General features: G+C 64.7%; 14 protein-coding genes. 4 read left to right on the plus strand and 10 right to left on the minus strand.

Translation table 11 applies throughout. From position 1 onward, the window contains the following. Positions 1 to 95 precede the first annotated feature (95 nt). Both WG900_RS01505 and WG900_RS01510 read left to right on the plus strand, forming a co-directional pair. On the plus strand, positions 96 to 389 hold the full coding sequence (locus WG900_RS01505; protein WP_310534706.1) for an integration host factor subunit alpha: 294 nt from the start codon (positions 96 to 98) through the stop codon (positions 387 to 389). Then, positions 389 to 784 carry a MerR family transcriptional regulator gene (locus WG900_RS01510; RefSeq protein ID WP_339964178.1) on the plus strand — a complete coding sequence of 132 codons (396 nt, stop codon included), beginning with the start codon at positions 389 to 391 and terminating at the stop codon, positions 782 to 784. Before WG900_RS01505 ends, WG900_RS01510 begins: the two co-directional genes overlap by 1 nt. A gap of 180 nt (positions 785 to 964) precedes the next feature. On the opposite strand, the gene WG900_RS01515 is transcribed toward WG900_RS01510, so the two are convergent. Together WG900_RS01515 and WG900_RS01520 are read right to left on the minus strand one after the other, a co-directional pair. Next, a complete protein-coding gene (locus WG900_RS01515) occupies positions 965 to 1,513 on the minus strand; it encodes a SixA phosphatase family protein (RefSeq protein WP_339964179.1) in 549 nt (182 codons plus the stop codon). Positions 1,514 to 1,537: 24 nt separating this feature from the next. Next, the gene (locus WG900_RS01520) at positions 1,538 to 4,249 is read right to left on the minus strand and encodes an ATP-dependent DNA helicase (protein WP_339964181.1); all 2,712 of its coding nucleotides are present in this window, start codon (positions 4,247 to 4,249) and stop codon (positions 1,538 to 1,540) included. A 136-nt stretch (positions 4,250 to 4,385) separates the two neighbouring features. On the opposite strand from WG900_RS01520, the gene WG900_RS01525 reads away from it, so the two are divergent. Next, positions 4,386 to 5,981 carry a lysine--tRNA ligase gene (locus WG900_RS01525; protein WP_339964183.1) on the plus strand — a complete coding sequence of 532 codons (1,596 nt, stop codon included), beginning with the start codon at positions 4,386 to 4,388 and terminating at the stop codon, positions 5,979 to 5,981. A gap of 13 nt (positions 5,982 to 5,994) precedes the next feature. On the opposite strand, the gene WG900_RS01530 is transcribed toward WG900_RS01525, so the two are convergent. The 8 genes from WG900_RS01530 to WG900_RS01565 form a co-directional block, all read right to left on the minus strand. Then, positions 5,995 to 7,638, minus strand: coding sequence for a hypothetical protein (locus WG900_RS01530; protein ID WP_339964185.1), 1,644 nt, complete (start codon positions 7,636 to 7,638; stop codon positions 5,995 to 5,997). Positions 7,639 to 7,727: 89 nt separating this feature from the next. Beyond that, the gene (locus tag WG900_RS01535; protein ID WP_339964187.1) at positions 7,728 to 9,554 is read right to left on the minus strand and encodes a DUF885 domain-containing protein; all 1,827 of its coding nucleotides are present in this window, start codon (positions 9,552 to 9,554) and stop codon (positions 7,728 to 7,730) included. After that, a complete protein-coding gene (locus WG900_RS01540) occupies positions 9,545 to 10,231 on the minus strand; it encodes a prolyl hydroxylase family protein (protein WP_339964188.1) in 687 nt (228 codons plus the stop codon). Before WG900_RS01540 ends, WG900_RS01535 begins: the two co-directional genes overlap by 10 nt. Before the next feature lie 150 nt (positions 10,232 to 10,381). Further along, the gene (locus tag WG900_RS01545) at positions 10,382 to 11,431 is read right to left on the minus strand and encodes an RcnB family protein (protein ID WP_339964190.1); all 1,050 of its coding nucleotides are present in this window, start codon (positions 11,429 to 11,431) and stop codon (positions 10,382 to 10,384) included. 655 nt (positions 11,432 to 12,086) lie between these two features. Then, positions 12,087 to 13,760: an energy-dependent translational throttle protein EttA gene (gene ettA, locus WG900_RS01550; protein ID WP_339964191.1), complete on the minus strand. Its 1,674-nt coding sequence runs from the start codon at positions 13,758 to 13,760 to the stop codon at positions 12,087 to 12,089. A gap of 41 nt (positions 13,761 to 13,801) precedes the next feature. Then, positions 13,802 to 14,842 (minus strand): hypothetical protein, encoded by a 1,041-nt coding sequence (locus WG900_RS01555; protein ID WP_339964192.1) that lies wholly within the window; start codon positions 14,840 to 14,842, stop codon positions 13,802 to 13,804. Between the two features lie 38 nt (positions 14,843 to 14,880). Continuing rightward, positions 14,881 to 16,029 carry a DUF1501 domain-containing protein gene (locus WG900_RS01560; RefSeq protein ID WP_339964193.1) on the minus strand — a complete coding sequence of 383 codons (1,149 nt, stop codon included), beginning with the start codon at positions 16,027 to 16,029 and terminating at the stop codon, positions 14,881 to 14,883. A gap of 4 nt (positions 16,030 to 16,033) precedes the next feature. Continuing rightward, the gene (locus WG900_RS01565; RefSeq protein WP_339964194.1) at positions 16,034 to 17,482 is read right to left on the minus strand and encodes a DUF1800 domain-containing protein; all 1,449 of its coding nucleotides are present in this window, start codon (positions 17,480 to 17,482) and stop codon (positions 16,034 to 16,036) included. 133 nt (positions 17,483 to 17,615) lie between these two features. On the opposite strand from WG900_RS01565, the gene WG900_RS01570 reads away from it, so the two are divergent. Further along, positions 17,616 to 18,959: a M28 family peptidase gene (locus WG900_RS01570; protein WP_339964195.1), complete on the plus strand. Its 1,344-nt coding sequence runs from the start codon at positions 17,616 to 17,618 to the stop codon at positions 18,957 to 18,959. Positions 18,960 to 19,005 lie beyond the last annotated feature (46 nt).

Genomic DNA, 19,005 nt, shown 5'->3' on the forward strand with positions numbered 1-19,005 from the left:
TTTCTTGCGTAGAGCCAAGCGATTGCGTTGCAATTTTCCTACGGTTGATTATCTTCCCGACTCACGGGGGTCGCTATTGAGGGGGAAAGGAGCAGATGCGCTCCATGAGCACGTTAACTCGAGCAGACCTGGCTGACGCGATCAACCGGAAGATGGGACTTTCCCGAGCGGAATCGCTCGGGCTGGTGGAATCCATCCTCGGTCATATGAGCGATGCCTTGGCCAATGGCGAAAACGTCAAGATCTCGGGCTTCGGGACCTTCCTTCTGCGCGACAAGGCGCAGCGGATCGGCCGCAATCCCAAGACCGGCGTCGAAGTGCCGATCACCCCGCGGCGGGTCATGACCTTCCGCGCCAGCCAGCTCCTTAAGGAGCGCGTAACCGGCTGATGTCGGAAGAGGGGGCCCTCCAGTTCGACGCCCGCAAGGCGCCCGACGCGCTGCGCACGATTGGCGAGGTCGCCAAGGCGATCGGCATTCGTCAGCATGTCCTGCGCTATTGGGAAGAACAGTTCCCGATGCTGAAGCCGCTCAAACGCAGCGGCGGACGGCGCTATTACCGGTCTGAGGACGTGGCGATGGTCGAATCGATCGATCGCCTCGTTCACAAGGAAGGCTACACGCTGAAAGGCGCGAAGGCTGTGCTTTCGGGCAAAGGGCCGGGGCCTGAACGGGCACCCGCTGCCGCGCAGGTGGCATTGGCACCGGTTTCATCAGGCAGCGGCATTCCTGTCGCCGCGCTGATGGAAATCCGCAACCGACTCGCTGCCGCGCTGGCCGCCTGATCGGTCGCCAGCAGTACCGAGTTTCACCGCAACACTTGTCCGTTATCCCCGCGCAGGCGGGAATCCATCGACGGCTGCCAGTGCAATCGACGGCGGTTTGCACAGGCGAGGGCACATGGATCCCCGCCTGCGCGGGGATGACGGAGCGAGGGGGTTGGGTTAAAGGTGGCTAAGACTAGCTCACCAGTCCGCCGGCTCAGGTCCCAGTTCCGGGTCTAGATCGCGCGGGCGCATCAGGTAGACCAGCTTCGCGCAGCCATCATGCAGGTCGGCCCAGCTATCGATATCGCATTCGAGTACGGCATAGGCGGCGGTGGGAAACTTGTCCTCCACCTTGGCGCGCAGCGGGCAGGTGCCGTCATCGGGGACGAGGTCGAAAATCAGGTCCTCAAGCCCCGGATTATGGCCGACCATCATGGCCTTGTTCACGCTGTCAGGCAGGTCGTGCAGCACTTCGGTGAGTATCACCGAGCTGGCCAGGTAGATGCGCCGATCCCAGATTACCGGCACTTCGCGGCCCGCAGCCTTGGCCGCCAGCTCAATCGTTTCGGCCACGCGCACGGCGGGGGAAGCGATGATCTGTTCCCACTTCACGCCGTGCTCGACGATGTGGCGGCCCATCAGCGCCGCACCCTTGCGGCCGCGCGCGTTAAGCCCGCGGTCGAAATCGCGCGCCTTGGCGTCGTGCCAATCGGACTTGGCGTGGCGGAACAGGCCCAGAAGTTTCATGACGGCAGCTTCATCGGCGGACGTTTACTCGCTCGCGGTTTCGGTGTGGACAGCCACGCCTGAAGCACGCGCCGCCACCCGGTGCAAGGCCTCGTCGAGGGTCAGCCGCGTGATCGGGGTGCCCGGCGGGAAGGCGGAGAGCAAGCGGCTGGGGAAGGCTGCGGAGAGGACCACGAAAGTACCGTGGTCCTGACGGCTGCGGATCAATCGGCCAAAGGCCTGTGCCAGCCGGGCGCGGATGATGCGGTCGTCATGGGCGGAGCCGCCATTGGCAGCGCGGCGGGCTCGGTGGAGGATCGAGGGCTTGGGCCACGGCACTTGCTCCATGATCACCAGCCGCAGCGAATGGCCGGGCACGTCGACCCCGTCGCGCAGCGCATCGGTGCCGAGCAGGCTGGAACGGGGATCGTCGCGGAAGATGTCAACCAAGGTGCCGGTGTCGATCGGATCAACGTGCTGGGCGTAAAGCGGCAGTCCAGCGCGCGCGAGGCGGTCGGCTATCCGGCCATGCACCGCGCGCAGCCGGCGGATCGCGGTGAACAGGCCGAGCGCGCCACCACCCGAAGCCTCGATCAGCCGCGAAAAGGCCCCGGCGAGCGCAGAAATGTCGCCCTTGGGCACGTCGGTGACGATGATCACTTCGGCCTGATCGGCGTAGTTGAACGGGCTTTCGCTGAGCGACAGGTGCGGCTGGACATCGACATGGTGCGCGCCGGATCGGGCAATCGCCGCCTGCCAGTCATCCCCGTCGCGCAGCGTCGCCGAAGTGACCATGACCCCGTGCGAAGGTTCGAGCACTACCCTTGCGAAAGGCTTCATCGGATCGAGGTAGCGGCGGTGGATGCCGACATCGAACTCGCGGGCATCGCCGCGTTCGACCGCCAACCAGTCAACGAATTCAGGGTCCGCCGGCCCGCCCAATCGTTCGAGCAGGGCTTCCCATGCGGTGATCAGATCGACCCGCCAGGCCAGCGAGGCGCGCGCGCCTTCGACCCGCGCACGGCCTGATCCGTCGAGCCAGTCGGGCGGTTCGGCAAGGATCGCTTCGAGCCGGACGCCGAGTCGGATCAGCGGGCTGCGAATTTCTGCCAGCGCGGACTGGGCGGCACCGGCGAGTTCATTGAACGGGCCGTCAAGCTGCGCCGCCTCGGTCTCCAGCCCATAGCCGGCTTCCTGGCCGCCGCTTTCGTCGCGGGCATAGGTAACGGTGCGCACGGCCTGCAGGAGGTCCTCAAGCGGGCCGGAGGGCATGCCGTCATTCAGCCGTTGCAGCCAGCCGTCACCGGGCAGGGCCTCAGCAGCGTGGCGGGCGGCGGCGATGGCCTTGCCCCCGGCCTCGTCATAGCTGGCGAGATCGGCGAGCCGCGCAGCGAGGCCCCGGCGGCGGCCCTTCGATCCGCGCTCCGGGCCGATCACCCAGCGGCGCAGTTCGATCAGCTCGCTCCCGGTCAGCGCGGCGGCAAAGGTGGAATCGGCGGCCTCGAACACGTGATGGCCTTCGTCAAAGACCAGCCGCGTGGGCCGCTGCGCATGGTCACGTCCGCGCGCGGCGTTGACCATGACCAACGCGTGGTTGGCGATCACCAGATCGGCCTGCGCCGAAGCCCGTGCCGAGCGTTCAATGAAGCACTTCCGGTAATGCGGGCACCCGGCATAGACGCATTCGCCGCGCCGGTCGGTCAGCGCGGCAATGCCCCGCTGGCGGAACAGCGTGCCGAGCCAGCCGGGCAAGTCGCCGCCGATCATGTCGCCGTCCAGGCTATAGGCCGCCCAGCGCGCCACCAGTTGCGCCATGATCGCCGCGCGTCCGTTGAATCCGCCTTGCAGCGCGTCCTCAAGGTTGAGCAGGCACAGGTAATTCTCACGCCCCTTGCGCACGACCACCGGCTGGCTGCCATCGGCGCGCTGGCCGGGCCAGGCGCGCGCGCTTTCGCGGCGGAGCTGACGTTGCAGGGCCTTGGTATAGGTCGAGACCCAGACCGTGCCCCCGGACTTCTCGGTCCAGACCGAAGCGGGCGAGAGATACCCCAGCGTCTTGCCGATCCCGGTCCCCGCCTGTGCGAGCAGGACGTGCGGCCGGTTCTCCTTCTGGCGCGGCGCAAAGGTGCGCGCAGCTTCGGCGGCATAGGCCTGCTGACCGGCGCGCACTTCGGCTCCGCTGCCAGTCAGCGCTGCCAGCCGCGCGGCGACTTCTTCAGGCCCCAGCGAAACTTGCGCCGGTTGTGGCCGCTCGGGCGCTTCCTCCCATTCGGGCAGCTTGCCGAACAGTCCACGCTCGGCCCGTTCGGGCTTGGCAATGCGCGGGGCGAGCAGCGGGGCCCATGGCCAGCGCAGGCGGGTGAGCGACTGCAGCGCGGACCACGCGCCGTCACGCTCTTTCCACGCAGGTTCTTCGCACCGCGCGAGCAGCGTTCCGGCGGCAAGCTGGAGCAGGGCGGGCACCCCGTCGTCGCTCGCCGGTTCAGCCAGCCCAAGCGCATGAGCGATGCCCTTGGGCGTGGGCACGATGAACTGCGCGGGGTGGATGAAAGCGAACAGTTCCAGCAGGTCGAGCCCCGACAGGTCGGGATAGCCCAAGCGGCTCGCGACCAGCGGCGCGTTGAGCATGATCAGCGGCGTATCTGCCGCCGCCATGATCGCCTCACCCTTCGCCGCGCCGCGCGTGGTTCCCGCACCATCGCGCAGCCAGCAGCCGGAATGGCTGGCGTGGATCGCGGGAAGGGGCAGGGGACGCATGGCCCCGGATTAGAACGGAAATGGAACAGAGGGCAAGCCATCTGCGACGTTTTGCACCCAGTCGGCGCCGCAGGGCTGGCGCGCGATCAGACTTCGCACTTGCGAAAACCGCGTGGGTCCGCGAAAGGCCGTGCCCATGACCGAAGATGCACTCCTGTCCGCCGCCAAGGTTTCCAAGGCCTGGCCCTTTGAGGAAGCCCGCAAGCTGATCAAGCGGTTCCCGGAAGGCAAACCGGGCGGCGCGGCGGTTCTGTTCGAGACCGGCTATGGCCCTTCGGGCCTGCCGCACATCGGCACCTTTCAGGAAGTGCTGCGCACCACGCTGGTGCGCCGGGCCTATGAAACGCTGACTGGCGGCGCGCCGACGCGGCTGGTGGCGTTCAGTGACGATATGGACGGCCTGCGCAAGGTGCCTGATAACATGCCTAATCAGGGGCTGCTCACCGCTTATCTTGGCCACCCGCTCAGCCGGATTCCCGATCCGTTCAACAAGTACGAAAGCTTCGCGCACCACAACAACGCGATGCTGCGCGATTTCCTCGATCGCTTCGAATTCGACTATGAATTCGTTTCGGCTGCCGATCGCTACAACTCGGGTGCCTTCGATGAGGCGCTGCGCGGGGTCTTGCGCAATTTCGGCGCGATCATGGACATCATGCTGCCGACCCTGCGCGAGGAACGGCGCAAGACCTATTCGCCGATCCTGCCGGTAAGCCCGCGCACGCACCAGGTGCTGCAGGTTCCGGTCGAGGTCGTCGATGCCGAAGCCGGGATCATCCGGTTCGAGGATCATGGCGACATGGTCGATCATTGCATCTTCGGCGGACAAGCAAAGCTGCAGTGGAAGGTCGACTGGGCGATGCGCTGGGTCGCGCTGGGCGTCGATTACGAAATGTGCGGCAAGGACCTCACCGACTCTGTGCGCGAAAGCGGCAAGATTGCCCGCGCGCTGGGCGGACGTCCGCCTGAAGGCCTGATCTATGAGCTGTTCCTCGACGAGAATGGCGAGAAGATTTCCAAGTCGAAAGGCAACGGCCTGACCATCGATCAGTGGCTGACCTATGGCAGCGAGGAAAGCCTGGGTTTTTACCTGTTCCGCGATCCGAAGAGCGCGAAGTCGCTCCACGTCGGCGTGGTGCCGCGCGCGGTCGATGAATACTGGCAGTTCCGCGAAAAGCTGGCCGATCAGCCTATCGAACAGCAACTCGGCAATCCGGTGTGGCACCTGCTGCGCGCCAATGGTGACGGCGGCGGCGCGGGCGATAGCCTGCCGGTGACTTATGGCCTGCTGCTCAATCTGGTCGGCGTGCTGGGGCCGAACGCGACGCGCGAACAGGTCTGGTCGTACCTTGCCAACTATGTCGCGGACGCGCGGCCCGATGCCCATCCGCAGGTCGACGTGCTGGTCACTTCGGCGCTGGCCTATAACCGCGATTTCGTCGCGCCGACGCTTGCCCGGCGCAAGCCCGAGGGCGGCGAGACAGCAGCCTTGGCGGCGCTTGATGCCGCATTGGCTGCGGCTGGTGACCACGCCAGCGCGGAAGAGCTGCAGAACATGGTTTACGAGATCGGCAAGAACTCGGAATACGGGTTCGAAGGCCTGCGCGACTGGTTCAAGTGCCTTTACGAAACCCTGCTCGGATCGAGCCAGGGGCCGCGCATGGGCAGCTTCATCGCGCTTTACGGGGTCGCGAACACGCGGCTGCTGATCGCCGAGGCCCTCGCCAACTGAGTTTTCGCGCCGCTCAGCGGCGCTGGAACAGGGCGAACAGCCGGTCGACGAGCTTGCTCCAGACCGACGGACGCTCTTCCGGCATCGGGGCAGGAGCCTCGCCGCTGCTGATCATCCGCGCGCGCAGACTGTGGCCGGCCTGCGGAGCAAATTCGCGTGGCGGTAGCGGCGGCGGCGGCAGATCAGGTTCGAACGGCGCAATATCCTCGGCGCGGACGGCGGGATTTTCCTCGCGTTCGGGCCAGACTGTATCGCCCATCTGCCGTTCATTGTCGGGCGTCACCGCCCACGGCTTGTAGCCTTCCTTGATCTGTTCAGGCGTCAGAGCGGCAGGCCGCGGCTTGATGAGTTCCTCGATGGTCGCCTGCGCGGTCGGGGTTGGCGACGTGTCGTCTGATGTAACCGGAGCTGGAGCATCCGGCTCGGCCGGAGCGGTGTCCACGACCGGAGCGACATCCACCACCGGCTGGGCAGGCTCGACCGGGGCGCTGTCCACGGCTTCAGTCACTTCCGGCTCGTCGGCATCGGCGGGAATCTCCTCAGCCGCCATAGGTTTGGCTACAGGCTCGGGAAGTTCCTCTTCGGCTTCGGCTGCAATTTCGACGAAGCTCGCCGGGTCTTCGAACACGTCCTCGACTGCTGGCCGCTGCGGCTCAAGATACGGGCGGTAATCGAACGGATCGTCGCCCAGTGCCGGCTGGCTTGGCGGCGGCGGCGGAGCGACACCCAGCGCGGCGCTGGCAATCATCTCGTCCATGCTGGCGCCATCTTCACCTTCGGCCAGTGCGAGTACCGGCTTCTTCGCCGCGCGCTTGATACCGATGGAGAGCAGGCTGGCCTCTTCGGCAGTCTCTTCGTCATCAATCGCCACATGCGCCGGGGCCAGACTGTCCTCGGCGACCAGCGGCGGCGGAGCGGCGGCGGCGATGGCTACGACTTCGCCGCCAGCCAGATATTCGTCACAGCTCAGCACGGGGGCGTCGAACGAGGGATAGACCCCGTTGTTCGCGGTCAACACGCAGAGCGGGCGGCCCAGACGGCGCTTGGCGAAACTGTCACGCAGCGCCTTGTGGAACAGGACCGAGAGATAGCACGAGGCTATCGTGCCGGCGCGGATCTCGTCGGGATCAGGGGTGTCGCTGGAAAGCAGATGCTGCTCCAGCTGGGCCAGCGCGCCGTAAAGGTCGTCGACTCCGCGAAAGGCGATGGCATGATCGACGCCCTCGCAATCGCCCGCCCACTGGCAGCCGAACGAGGAATAGCCGTCAAGCAGGTCGTTGCGGTCCGATTCGGAGAAGGGAAAGGCCTCGTCCGAGAAATAGGCGGTTTCGACAGGCAGGCTCATCAGGCCGGCGCCATCGGGCTTCGGCGCGCGGCCTTCGGGATCGCCGAAGGACAGGCACACGGCCGTCACTGGCTGTTCGGCGCGGTCGAACTTCTTTAGTCCTTCATCAAGCGCTTCCCAGCCGGAAATCTCGATATCTTCGTGGGATACCGCCATGAAGCGCGCAGGAAACGGCGCGACTTCACCGGTGAAGGGTTGCAGGAGCGAACGCAGGTGCAACGCCGCATCGTCGGCCAGGCCGCGTCGCAGCATGTCCTCGATCGACTGGCGGAAGGCATCTTCGTGCTGCCCGTCGATAGTGATGGAATCCACTCGTCATTCTCCACGTACCCGTGAAAGGCAAACTAGGAGCGATTGGTTACCCCCCGGTTAGCGAAACCGGATTTCTGCGACGAGATGCGTCAGCCGCCCGCCGCGATCCAGCGGTCGATCTTCGCTTCCAGCACCGGCAGCGGCAGCGCGCCCGAGCCGAGAACCTGTTCATGGAAGGCGCGAAGGTCGAATTTTGGCCCAAGTGCGACTTCGGCCTTCTTGCGCAGGCGTTGTATGGTCAACGCACCCACCTTGTAGGCGAGCGCTTGCCCCGGCCAGGCGATGTAGCGTTCCACCTCTGCCGTGGCATCGGTGCGGCCCATTCCCGAATTGGCAAGCATGTAGTCGATCGCCTGCTCGCGGCTCCACCCCTTGGCGTGCAGGCCCGAATCGACCACGAGCCGCATGGCGCGCAGCATTTCATCGTCAAGCGTGCCCCAGTGCTGCATCGGGTCCTTGTAGAGCCCCATCGAATAGCCCAGCGTTTCGGCATAAAGCGCCCAGCCTTCGACAAAGGCCGTATTGCCGCCAAAGCGCTGGAAATCGGGAAGCGCGGTATTCTCCTGCGCCAGGCTGATCTGAAAATGATGCCCCGGCGCGCCTTCGTGCAGGTAGAGCGTCGCCATTCCGGTGAGGAAGCGGCTGGGCAGATCATAGGCGTTGTAGAAGAACACGCCGGGCCGCGTACCATCCGCCGAACCCTGGTTGTAGGAACCGCCCGCCTCGTACTTTTCGCGGTAGGCCGGGTAGGCCTCAATCTCGAGCCGGGTCTTGGGAACCTTATTGAAATAGAGCGGAATTTGAGTCTCGACCGTCTTGGCGATGGCGGCAAATCCGCGCGCCAGATCGTCGCGGGTCTTGGGGTGATAGCGCGGATCGGTGCGCAGCACGTCGAAGAACTGGCGAAGGCTGCCACTGTAGCCGAGCTGCGATTTAACGCTTTCCATGTCGCGCTGAATGCGGGCGACTTCGCCGAGGCCAAGCTGGTGCACTTCCTCGGGATCGAGCGCCAGCGAGGTGTGGAGCTTGATCATCTTGCGATAGAGCGCAGGCCCGCCCTTCATCGCCGAGACACCCGGCTGGACGCGCGCGGCAGGCAGGTATTGCTCGGCCAGGAAGGTCCGCAGGCGCTGGTAGGCAGGATAGATTTCGCTGCGGATCACGGCGAGATAATCAGCCGACAACTTGCCGCGAGCCGCTTCGGGAATCGACTTCGGCATGTCTCGGATCGGTGCGTAGAAGGGCGATTCTTCGGGCTTTTGCGCCAGAATCGCATCAATCTGCGCGATCATGTTGGTCGTGGTCAGCTTGGAATCGACCACGCCGCTGGCCAGCCCTTCGCCAAAGCGCAACACCGCCGTGTCGAGCACCTTGGGCACGACTTTCTCGATGGCCAGCGCGCTGCGGTAGTCCGCCTCGGTCTTGAACGGCAGGTTGCCGGCAATCAGCGAGGGAAATTCGACATGCAGCCCGCCGAAATGGGTCAGCGGGCGGACGGCGGTCAGGGCGCGGGTTTCCGGTTGGAGGAAATCGATCGACGTGCGCGTATCGCCGAGGAAGATGTCGTACGAAATCTGCCGTTCCGGGCTGAGGCTGCTGCGGTTGATCCGGCTCAGCGCGGCCAGGCTCTGCTTCGCCGCGGCGAGGCGGCGGCGGTCAAGCGCGTCGGTGAATATCTGGCCGATCAGCGCCGGGTCGGCCTGTTCGCCGCGATAGATCGCCTGGAGCGGGGAGTTGGCACGATCGCGCTTGGCATCCTGCGCGAACAGCAGCATCAGCTTCTGGTCATCGCTGCGGTCAGGCAGGCTGGCGGTCGCCACCGGGGCTGCGGCGAGCTGGGGCACGTCCTGAGCCGCCGCCGGCACGGCGATGAGGGTAGAAGTCAGCGAAAGCGCCGCCGCGAGTTTCACGCCCATCGGCGCGTCCGGTACCACTTGGTAATCACGTACTTTACCCCCCTGATCACCGGCATTCCGGCGTGCAGTGTATCGATGTTCGGCGTGCCATCGGGCAGCGCGTTGTTCCAGACCAGCATGACCCCACGCTGCGGCGGGATCGACAGGCCAAGGCGGACGAAGTCAGTCGTGCCGCCTTCCTCCACGTCGTTGAGATAGATCATCGCTGTCCAGCTGCGCTGCCCGCCGCGGACAACCTCGCCGTCCCAATACTTGGCCTTTGTCCAGAACCAGTCGTTATGAGCGCGAAATTCCTGCCCCGCCGTGTAGCGCTGGCCCTGTACCGCCTCGCCAAAAGCCGGGGTCATGCCCAGGCAATCATCGATCCGCCGCTCTATCATCTTCACAAACGGATCACCGCGATCGACATCGCCCGAATAGCTGGTGCGAAATTCGCTGCCCTGGCCGTGTTCGTACAGCGTGGAAGGCCGCGCATTGTCATCGACGATCTTGATGAAGCGGTCGCATTCCTCCGGCCCGAGGAAATCGCTGATCCCATAGATTTCCGCGCCTTCGACTGGAAATTTCTGTGCGCCGGGATCGGCCGCCAACCGCCGGCGGACGATCTGCCCGACTCGCTTCAGCGCCTGCTTGTCCGGGTTGGGAGCATTGTTGTAAGGTTCGAGTGCGGGATCCATCGCCCATTCGTCATGCTATTGATTTCAAAGACTGCCTATCGCGGCCTGCGCGAAGGGCAAGAACAAACGGACGAAGGGCCTCCGTTCATCTGCGAACGAAGGCCCTCCTTTTCCGGTCCACTCAACCGGAGGACTTAACCGGAGACTGGCTTACCAGAAGACATCGTAGATCGTGTCGACCACTTCGCCGGTATAGATGTCGACCAGCAGGGCGTCATCGTAGTAGCGGACCCAGCGATAGGGACCATAGGCGTTGGGCAGGCGGTACTGCCACGGATCGTTTATCCAGTAGTTCGACCCGAAGAACAGGCTGTCCATGAAGAAACCGACCGACAGGCGGCGATAAGAATAGCCCCGGTACGGCGCGTTGTAATAGCCGATGCGGAAGACGTTGCGGTTGGTATTACGGTATGAATACCAGTCATACCGGTTGTTGCTGCGCCAATCGCGGTCCCAGCGCCGGTTGTTGGTGTTCGCACCCCACCGGTTGTTGTCACGCCACGAATTGTTGCTGCGATAGGTGTCACCGCGGCGATCGCCACGCCACGTGTCGGTGCGCCCATCACGGTTGCCATCGCGCCAGTTGCGACCGTCAGTCTGACGGGTGGTTTGGGCCGGACGCTGCTCTGTGCGAGCAGTGCCATAGCGGTCACCGTCACGGCGCGAATTGCCGCCGTTCCACTGGCTTTCCGCACGCGGAGCGGGCTGAGTGGTGGCCTGTCCGCCGCCATTCCAGCCGCGACGACCCTGCGTAGCGCCGCCATTCCAGCTGCCGCGCGTCTGTGCGTCAGCCTGCGAATTGGCCTGAGCCTGCGGAGCCTGCTGGGCCTGTGCCTGCCAGCGGCCACGCCAGTTGGGCGTGCTGGTTGCTTCGCCGCCGGTCCGCCCGCCGCCGTTCCAGCTGCGTTGCTGCGGGGCAGGTGCCGCTACCGGTGCCTGCACCTGGACTTGCGCCTGTGCCTGCGGAGCTGATTGCTGGCGCTGGGCCCGGCCACCGCCGTCACCGCCGCCACGAATGCCGCCGCCCCACTGGCGACCGCCGTTTTCGGCAGCACTGCCACCGACATTGCCGGCGGCTTCACCGCTGCGACGACCCCAGCCGCGTTCTTGCGCTTCGGCCGAAGCCGGGAGCGAAGCCACGGCAGCTGCAACCGCAAGCGCGGCCCAACCACTCGATTTAAGGAAATGCTTCACGGCCATGGCCGATCTCCAGATCAAAAAGCACCGCGACCCTTCGCGGCGTCCACTGTTGAGGGGTTAACGGTTCCCTACTTTCGACAGGCTGAATGGGACTGTCAGCTTCCCGTTCAGGTTTGGGCGGAGTTTTATGAAGGTCTGCTGGGGAAAAAGGTGACAGAGGTGACAGATCGGGCAAATGTGTCACCCTGATTGTTACGTTGAAAATCAAAGAATTAATTGGGATTTGGGTGACACATCGCCGTTTTTCGGGAGCAAGTGTGATTCCAAGGCCGACAGTGAGAAAGAGCGTGGTATGCTTGTCTCAAATCCGGGCGATGTAGGAAAGCCGGGTGGAACCGCCGGCTTGGCGAGTCGTTTCCAAGGGGAACTGCGTAGGGCGGCCGTTAACTTCCACTTGGCTAACCCACGTCATCCTGAACTTGTTTCAGGATCCATCGCGCCGTTGCAGCCGGAACCATCGAAAGGCGCTTGGGGCAACCATTACGCGCCTCCGCATGCTCCGAGCGCGCGGAGGAATGGATCCTGAAACAAGTTCAGGATGACGTTGCGGATGGAGGCGACCTTGGGCGCGAGGATAGCACACCGGATTCGAATGCGCCCATAAGCGAGCGATGGGCCGGGTCAGCGTATCCGCCAGACCCGGCCCCGTTATTCCTCAGCGCGTCAGCTTCTTGTAAGCCAACCGCGTCGGACGATCCGCTGCGTCACCCAGACGGCGGCGCTTGTCTTCTTCATAAGCCGCAAAGTTGCCTTCGAACCATTCGACGTGGCTGTTGCCTTCGAAGGCGAGGATGTGGGTGGCGAGGCGATCGAGGAAGAAGCGGTCGTGGCTGATGACCACGGCGCAGCCTGCGAAGTTCTCGATCGCGTCTTCCAGAGCGGCCAGCGTTTCAACGTCGAGATCGTTGGTCGGTTCGTCAAGCAGCAGCACGTTGCCGCCGGCTTTCAGCATCTTGGCCATGTGGACGCGGTTGCGTTCACCGCCCGAGAGCTTGCCAACGTTCTTCTGCTGGTCCGCACCCTTGAAGTTGAACGCGCCGACATAGGCGCGGGTGCTGGTTTCCTGCTTGTTGACCGTCATGTAATCGAGCCCGTCGGAGATTTCCTCCCAGACGTTCTTCTTCGGGTCGAGGTGGTCGCGGCTCTGGTCGACGAAGCCGAGGTGTACGGTCGAGCCGATCTCGATCGTGCCGGTGTCGGGCACTTCCTTGCCGGTGATGATCTTGAACAGCGTGGATTTACCCGCGCCGTTCGGCCCGATCACGCCGACGATGCCGCCCGGCGGCAAGGTAAAGGACAGGTCCTCGAACAGGAGCTTGTCGCCGTAAGCCTTCGAGATGTTGTTCACTTCGATCACCTTGCTGCCAAGGCGCTCGGGAACCTGAATGACGATCTGCGCCTTGCTGACCGGGCGATTGTCCTGCGCGTTCTGCAGTTCCTCGAACTTGCGGATACGCGCCTTGGACTTGACCTGGCGCGCCGCCGGGGTCTGGCGAATCCATTCGAGTTCGCGCTGGATCGCCTTGGACTTGCCGCTTTCCTCGCGGTCTTCCTGCTCGAGGCGCTTGGCCTTCTTTTCGAGGTAGGTCGAATAGTTGCCCTCGTAAGGGAAGTATTTTCCGCGATCGAGCTCGAGGATCCAGCCGACCACATTATCAAGGAAGTAGCGATCGTGGGTGATCATCAGCACCGCGCCGGCATAGTCCTTGAGGTGGTTTTCCAGCCATTCGACGCTTTCGGCATCGAGGTGGTTGGTCGGTTCGTCGAGCAGCAGGATGCCCGGCTTCTGGATCAGAAGGCGGGTGAGCGCGATGCGGCGCTTTTCACCGCCCGACAGGTTCTCGACCGACCAGTCGCCGGGGGGGCAGCGCAGGGCTTCCATCGCGACCTCAAGCTGGTTGTCGAGCGTCCAGCCATCGACTGCATCGATCTTGTCCTGAAGCTCGCTCATTTCGGCGCCCAGGGCGTCGAAATCGGCGCCGTCCTCGCCCATTTCCATGCCGATCTGGTTGAAGCGGTCAACCATGTCGGCAATTTCGCGGGCGCCGTCCTTGACGTTTTCCAGCACGGTCTTGGTCTTGTCGAGCTCAGGCTCCTGCGGGAGATAGCCAACGGTGATGTTCTCACCCGGCCATGCTTCGCCCGTGTAGTCCTTGTCGATCCCGCCCATGATCTTCATCAGGGTCGACTTGCCCGCGCCGTTGGGGCCGACGATGCCGATCTTTGCGCCCTGATAGAATTGCAGGCTGATATTGCTCAGCACCGGCTTTTGCGCGCCGGGGAAGGTCTTGGTCATGTCCTTCATGACATAGGCATATTGAGCGGCCACGGGTGTACCTCTGGTCTTGGATTGCAGGATTTGCCGCGCCTCTACAGGGCGGCGGGCCGCCTCGCAAGCATGGCATGTGCCAAGGCGCGCAGCGCGCGCGGCAGGAAGGCGAAGCCGATGAACCAGTGCGGCTGGAGCAGGCAGGCCCAGTAGAAATTGTCAGGCCGAGAAAACAGCGCGATCATCGCAGCGATGCCCAGGCAATAAAGCAGTCCGAAAGTCGCAAACCCGCGCGGCGCGGCGGTCCACCCCAGCAGCGCTAACGGAATCAGGCCATAGGCGAGTGGCGGGGGCAACATGCCCAGAACACTGGTGTCGGTCAGGCCGCGTAGCACGCCGGTGATGCCGAGCAGTCCGGTCCATGGGGCGGATTGCTTGTCCGTCGGTAGGACCACCGCATGAACTGCCTGCGCGTGAAGCAGCATGACGACGCCGAACAGTGCGATCAGCACGGCCCAGCCGATCGCCTCGCCGCGCCGCCGCTCCCACAAAGCGAAGACCAGCGCGAGCAGTGCAAAGGGCAGTGCCAATTCGCGGATTATCAGTGCGGCTCCGGCGAGCAGGATTGCGAAGGGCCAGCGCTTCGTGCCGCGAAAGGTCATCGCGGCGCAGGTTAGGACCCCGGCCCAGAAGTCATGCATGGCGATCAGTCCGGGCTGGGTGACCATCGCGCCGCCGGCAAGCGTCAGAACTGCCGCGCCCAGCGCCTCGCCCGGGCTTTGCTTGGCAGCAATGCGGTACCAGCGGATAACGGCGAGCAGCAACACACCGACGAGGATTCCTTGCAGTGCCTTCCAGCCAAGCGCGGCGGCCATGTGGGCGAGGGTCGGCAGGCGCACCGTGACGAAGGGCTGGGTCGGGTAATCATGCGCGGTCTGCAAATCGCGGGCGGCCTGGTGATAGGGCGTGCCGGTGCGGACCTTCTCGGCGATGTCCTGATAAAGCTGGATGTCGGTATAGCTGGCGCTGGTCACTGCCACATCGGGGGCGGGGGCCATGCTCTGCACGCCGCACCACAGGCAGAACGCCGCGAACAACACGGCGAGCAAGCGGGCCTGAAGCGGGGTGAGCGCGCGCAGCATTGCCGGCTAGTGCCAGCGCACCCAGCACGGCGCAAGGTTCAGGCCCGGATCAATCCACCGATCGGCTTGCTGCCCCCGCCGGGGAAACAGGTCGCCAGCACCAGCGCCGGATCGAGCCCGAAATGCGCTCCGACCGCCCCCGCAATCGCCGCGTCGAGTGCCAGCGTGGGTTTGAGGTCGCGGCCCTCGAACAGTTGTCCCTGCGCGAGGCCCGGCCAGTCGCTCACCACCTTGCCGCCGCTGACCGTGCCGCCGAGCAGCATGGCGAGCGATCCGGTGCCATGGTCGGTGCCGCCGGTGCCATTGGGCGCAACGGTGCGGCCGAACTCGGTGGCGACCAGTACCAGCGTCTCGTTCCACGCCGGGCCGAGGCCGGTTTTCAGCGCGCCGATCATCGCGTCGAGGCCCTTGAGCTGGCGCTCGATCCGTCCCTTCTGCTGAAAGTGTGTGTCCCAGCCGCCAGTCTCGATCATGGCGACACGCGCGCCACTGGGGCCGGAGAGCAAGCTCGCCACCAGTTTGCCGGTGGCGACCGGGTCCTGCCCGCTGTCATCATTGCCGGCGGCCATCGCCTTTGCCTGCATCGAGCTTTCCCACAGCGCGTGGAGCTGCTTGTCGCCAGCATACATCTGCGAAACGCGGCTCATCAGTTCGGCATCGGGATCGGGCAGCCGCGAATTGGCGTAGCTTGTCACGTCGCGGGGGCCACGCAATGCGGCGGGGACGGTCGGGCTGACCGCCAAGGCGCGGGTACCGCCGGGAAGCAGCGCGAGCAGCCGGTTCATCCAGCCGTCCTTGGTTTGGTAAGGCTTGGTCCCGCCAGTCTCGAGCACGTTCTGTGCATCGAAGTGTGATCGGTCGCGATAGGGAATGCCCACGCCGTGGACGAACAGCGCCTGCTTCTGCGAGTAGAGCGCGCCCATGCCTGCCAGCGCTGGGTGCAGGGCAAAGGTCGTGTCGAGCTTGTCCGCGCCGGCAAAGTCCGCCGCGAGGGCACCGCGAGCGCTCTCGAAGGCCGGATCGCCAAGCGGGGCGAGGGTTGCCAGTCCGTCCGCCGCGCCGCGCTGGATGATGAACACGAAGCGCCGCTCCCCTTGGGCAGCAGCGGCATAGGCCAGCCGGGTGGGCAGCAGCGTCGCCGCGCCAAGAGCACCGAGCATATTGCGGCGATTGAGGGAGAGCGTCATCGGATTACCTCCGCAGCATTTCAGGAGAGACCAACAGCAAAGCGAGCGCCTGCTGGCCGGAATCGGCACGGGCCACGGCGGTGCGCGTCCCCTCGCTCAGGCTTTCGGGGAAAAGCCGGGGCGCCAGCGTCCGGGAATCGATGGTGGCGAGGTTGCGGGAATAGCGGTTCGCCAGCTCCACCCGCCGCAGCAGCGCATCGGGCGCCGCCCAGCTTGCCGCCAGATCGTCCCACCCGGCGGGCGAGCCGGGGCGCCACGTCGGCTGGCCCAGCTGGTTGAGGCTGAACTGCCCTCCCTGCGCCGGGATGACCAGCCCGGTGGCCCGCTGCACCGCGACGAGCCATTCCCACGGCTGGCGGAATTTCGCGCCGGGATTGCTCCACGGCTCGGGGCTTTCGACCAGCGCGCGGTATAGCGAAGGCAAATCACCGCCAGTCTTGAGGTAGACCTGCTCCAGCCGCGCGACCAGCGCGGGGGGCGGATGGTCCGCTGCGAAATGCCGGGCGAGCTTAGTTGCGACGTGGCGTGCGGTGGCCGGGTGAGCCGCCAGATCGTTGAGGATGGCGCGGCCCTGTGCTTCGCCCGCCTGCGCGTATTTTTTGCCCATCACCGTGCGCGCGCCGGGCTCGTGCAATTGCTCGACAAAGGCGGCGCGGCCGGAATCGTAGGGCAGCAGGCGGGCGAGGCGACCGAGGCCGGTCACGGTCGTCCCGGTCAGCGCTTTGGCGAATTCGGTGACGTCTGCCTGCGTGTAGCCACTGTGCACGCCGAGCGTATGCAGTTCCATGATTTCGCGGGCGAGGTTCTCGTTGATGCCGGGCTTACGCTCCGCACCCCGGCGCTGCGCGCGCTGGCCAAGCAGCGAATTGGGCCCGATCGACTGCGCCTGATCGAGGAACAGCAGCATGGCCGGATGGCGCACGGCGGCGAACAGCAGGTCGGAAAACTTGCTATTGACGTTAGGCCGGATCGCTTCGTTTTCGAACGTGCCGGCCAGTCCGATGACCGTGCCCTTGTCGATCGATACGGCGAAATGGTTCGACCAGAAGGCCACCAGCCGCTCCATGAACGGCGTGTCAGTGGCAACAGCCTGAGCCATCCGCGCGCCTGCCGCCTGAACGTAGCTATCGCGCAAGGGCTTGAGCAATTGCGCTTCGGGACGAGGCTGGGAGCTGGGTGTCGCCCGCGATTCCATGGCCGGCTGCGTCATCGCCTTTGGGGCTGGCTCGTTCGCCGCCTCCGCGCGGTCCTGCCGCCTCTCGGTCCGGGCGGTCTGCAAGGCGGCGAGCTTGCCGATCTGTTCGGGCGTGCGAGGCAGGGCGGCTATCCCGGCCGGGGCAGGATCATAGCGGGCGATCTGATCGACAAGCCAGCGCCGCGGGTTCGCTGGCGGGGCCTCGCCGGCTTTCCAGCCGAGCCCGAAGCGGTTCAAGGCAATTTCAACATCGCCCATTGATATTGGCTCCCTATCCTGCCGACTTTCGCATCGCTAACCTGATCCTGCACTGAATGGGTGTCATGACGCAAATTGTCGCAAATGATACCAACCTTGCCGCGCCGCCAAAGGGCCGTTAGCAAGTGGTGTCATGACCATTATTTCTGTTCGCGTCGCCACCTGCGCCGCCGCCATCGCCCTTTCTCTCTCCACCGCTCAGGCCCAGGAAAATCAGCGTGACAAGGAATCGGCCCTGTCGATTCTGACCGACCTGACCATGGAAGTCAGCCCGCGCATGGCCGGATCTCCGGCCGAGGCCCGCGCCCGTGACTGGGCCACGGCGCGGCTGAAGGCGCTGGGATTTTCGAACGTCACAATCGAGCCGTTCACAGTCACCAGCTATGTGCGCGGCAATGAAAGCGCCGTGCTGACCGCGCCTTATCCGCACAAGCTGGCGGTTACCGCGCTAGGTTACAGTGGGACGACGTCCGAGGCCGGGATTTCGGGCGACCTTGTCTATTTCGCCACGCTCGATGCGCTGAAGGCCGCACCGGCGGGATCGCTCACCGGCAAGATCGCCTTTGTCGATCACGCCATGCGCGCAAATCAGGACGGCTCTGGTTATGGTCCTTATGGCAATGTCCGCCGCCAAGGGCCGGCGATCGCCGCACAGAAGGGCGCGATCGGCATTGTCATCCGTTCGATCGGCACTGACAACCACCGCAATCCGCACACCGGCGCGACAAGCTGGCCCACTGGCACCACGGCAATTCCGGCGGGTGCCATTGCCAACCCTGATGCCGATATGGTCGCGCTGATCGCCATGACCGGCAAGCCGATTAAGCTGGCCCTTACCCTGACCGGCCGCACCACGCCCAACTTGCCTTCGGGCAATGTCATCGCCGACCTTCCGGGGCGCGATCCGACTCTGCCCAAAATTATCGTCGCCTGCCACCTCGACAGCTGGGACATCGGTATGGGGGTGATCGATGACGGCGCGGGTTGCGCGATTGTTACGGCTGCGGCGCTGAAGGCACAGGCCGGCGGCAAGCCGCTGCGTACCATCCGCGTGCTCTGGGCCGGGTCTGAGGAGATCGGCGTGTTCGGCGGCGATGCCTATGGCAAGGCCCACGCCAATGATCCGCACGCGCTCGCCATGGAAAGCGATTTCGGCGCGGACCGGGTGTGGAACGTGAAGTTCAACCGCGTTGCAAAATCGGTGGCGGACAAGGTCAAGGCCGCGCTGAACCCGATGGGCATTGTGCCAAGCGCGGACAAGGCCGATGGCGGCGCAGACGTAGGCGCGATTATCGAGGCGCAGAAGCTAGCGGTGATCGACCTCAGTCAGGACGGCACCCGCTATTTCGACTTGCACCACACGCCTGACGACACGCTGGACAAGGTCGATCCGGTGCAGCTCCAGCAGAACGTCGATGCCTGGACGGCGGTGCTGAAAGTCGTCGCGAACGAGGCCGGACAGATTATCGGCGAATAAGGGCAATCCCCGGACCATGCCCGGATTTGCCGTGTGATTGTCACCA

Origin of the sequence: Novosphingobium aquae (genome assembly GCF_037572715.1) — a bacterium.
GTDB lineage: Bacteria > Pseudomonadota > Alphaproteobacteria > Sphingomonadales > Sphingomonadaceae > Novosphingobium > Novosphingobium aquae.

Bases quoted from the DNA above. Each gene is read 5' to 3' on its own strand.
- WG900_RS01570 (WP_339964195.1), top strand. From the start codon at position 17,616: ATGACCATTATTTCTGTTCGCGTCGCCACCTGCGCCGCCGCCATCGCC.
- WG900_RS01510 (WP_339964178.1), top strand. From the start codon at position 389: ATGTCGGAAGAGGGGGCCCTCCAGTTCGACGCCCGCAAGGCGCCCGAC.
- WG900_RS01560 (WP_339964193.1), bottom strand. From the start codon at position 16,029: ATGACGCTCTCCCTCAATCGCCGCAATATGCTCGGTGCTCTTGGCGCG.
- WG900_RS01515 (WP_339964179.1), bottom strand. From the start codon at position 1,513: ATGAAACTTCTGGGCCTGTTCCGCCACGCCAAGTCCGATTGGCACGAC.
- WG900_RS01555 (WP_339964192.1), bottom strand. From the start codon at position 14,842: ATGCTGCGCGCGCTCACCCCGCTTCAGGCCCGCTTGCTCGCCGTGTTG.
- WG900_RS01545 (WP_339964190.1), bottom strand. From the start codon at position 11,431: ATGGCCGTGAAGCATTTCCTTAAATCGAGTGGTTGGGCCGCGCTTGCG.
- WG900_RS01535 (WP_339964187.1), bottom strand. From the start codon at position 9,554: ATGGGCGTGAAACTCGCGGCGGCGCTTTCGCTGACTTCTACCCTCATC.
- WG900_RS01505 (WP_310534706.1), top strand. From the start codon at position 96: ATGCGCTCCATGAGCACGTTAACTCGAGCAGACCTGGCTGACGCGATC.
- WG900_RS01565 (WP_339964194.1), bottom strand. From the start codon at position 17,482: ATGGGCGATGTTGAAATTGCCTTGAACCGCTTCGGGCTCGGCTGGAAA.
- WG900_RS01520 (WP_339964181.1), bottom strand. From the start codon at position 4,249: ATGCGTCCCCTGCCCCTTCCCGCGATCCACGCCAGCCATTCCGGCTGC.
- WG900_RS01540 (WP_339964188.1), bottom strand. From the start codon at position 10,231: ATGGATCCCGCACTCGAACCTTACAACAATGCTCCCAACCCGGACAAG.
- WG900_RS01525 (WP_339964183.1), top strand. From the start codon at position 4,386: ATGACCGAAGATGCACTCCTGTCCGCCGCCAAGGTTTCCAAGGCCTGG.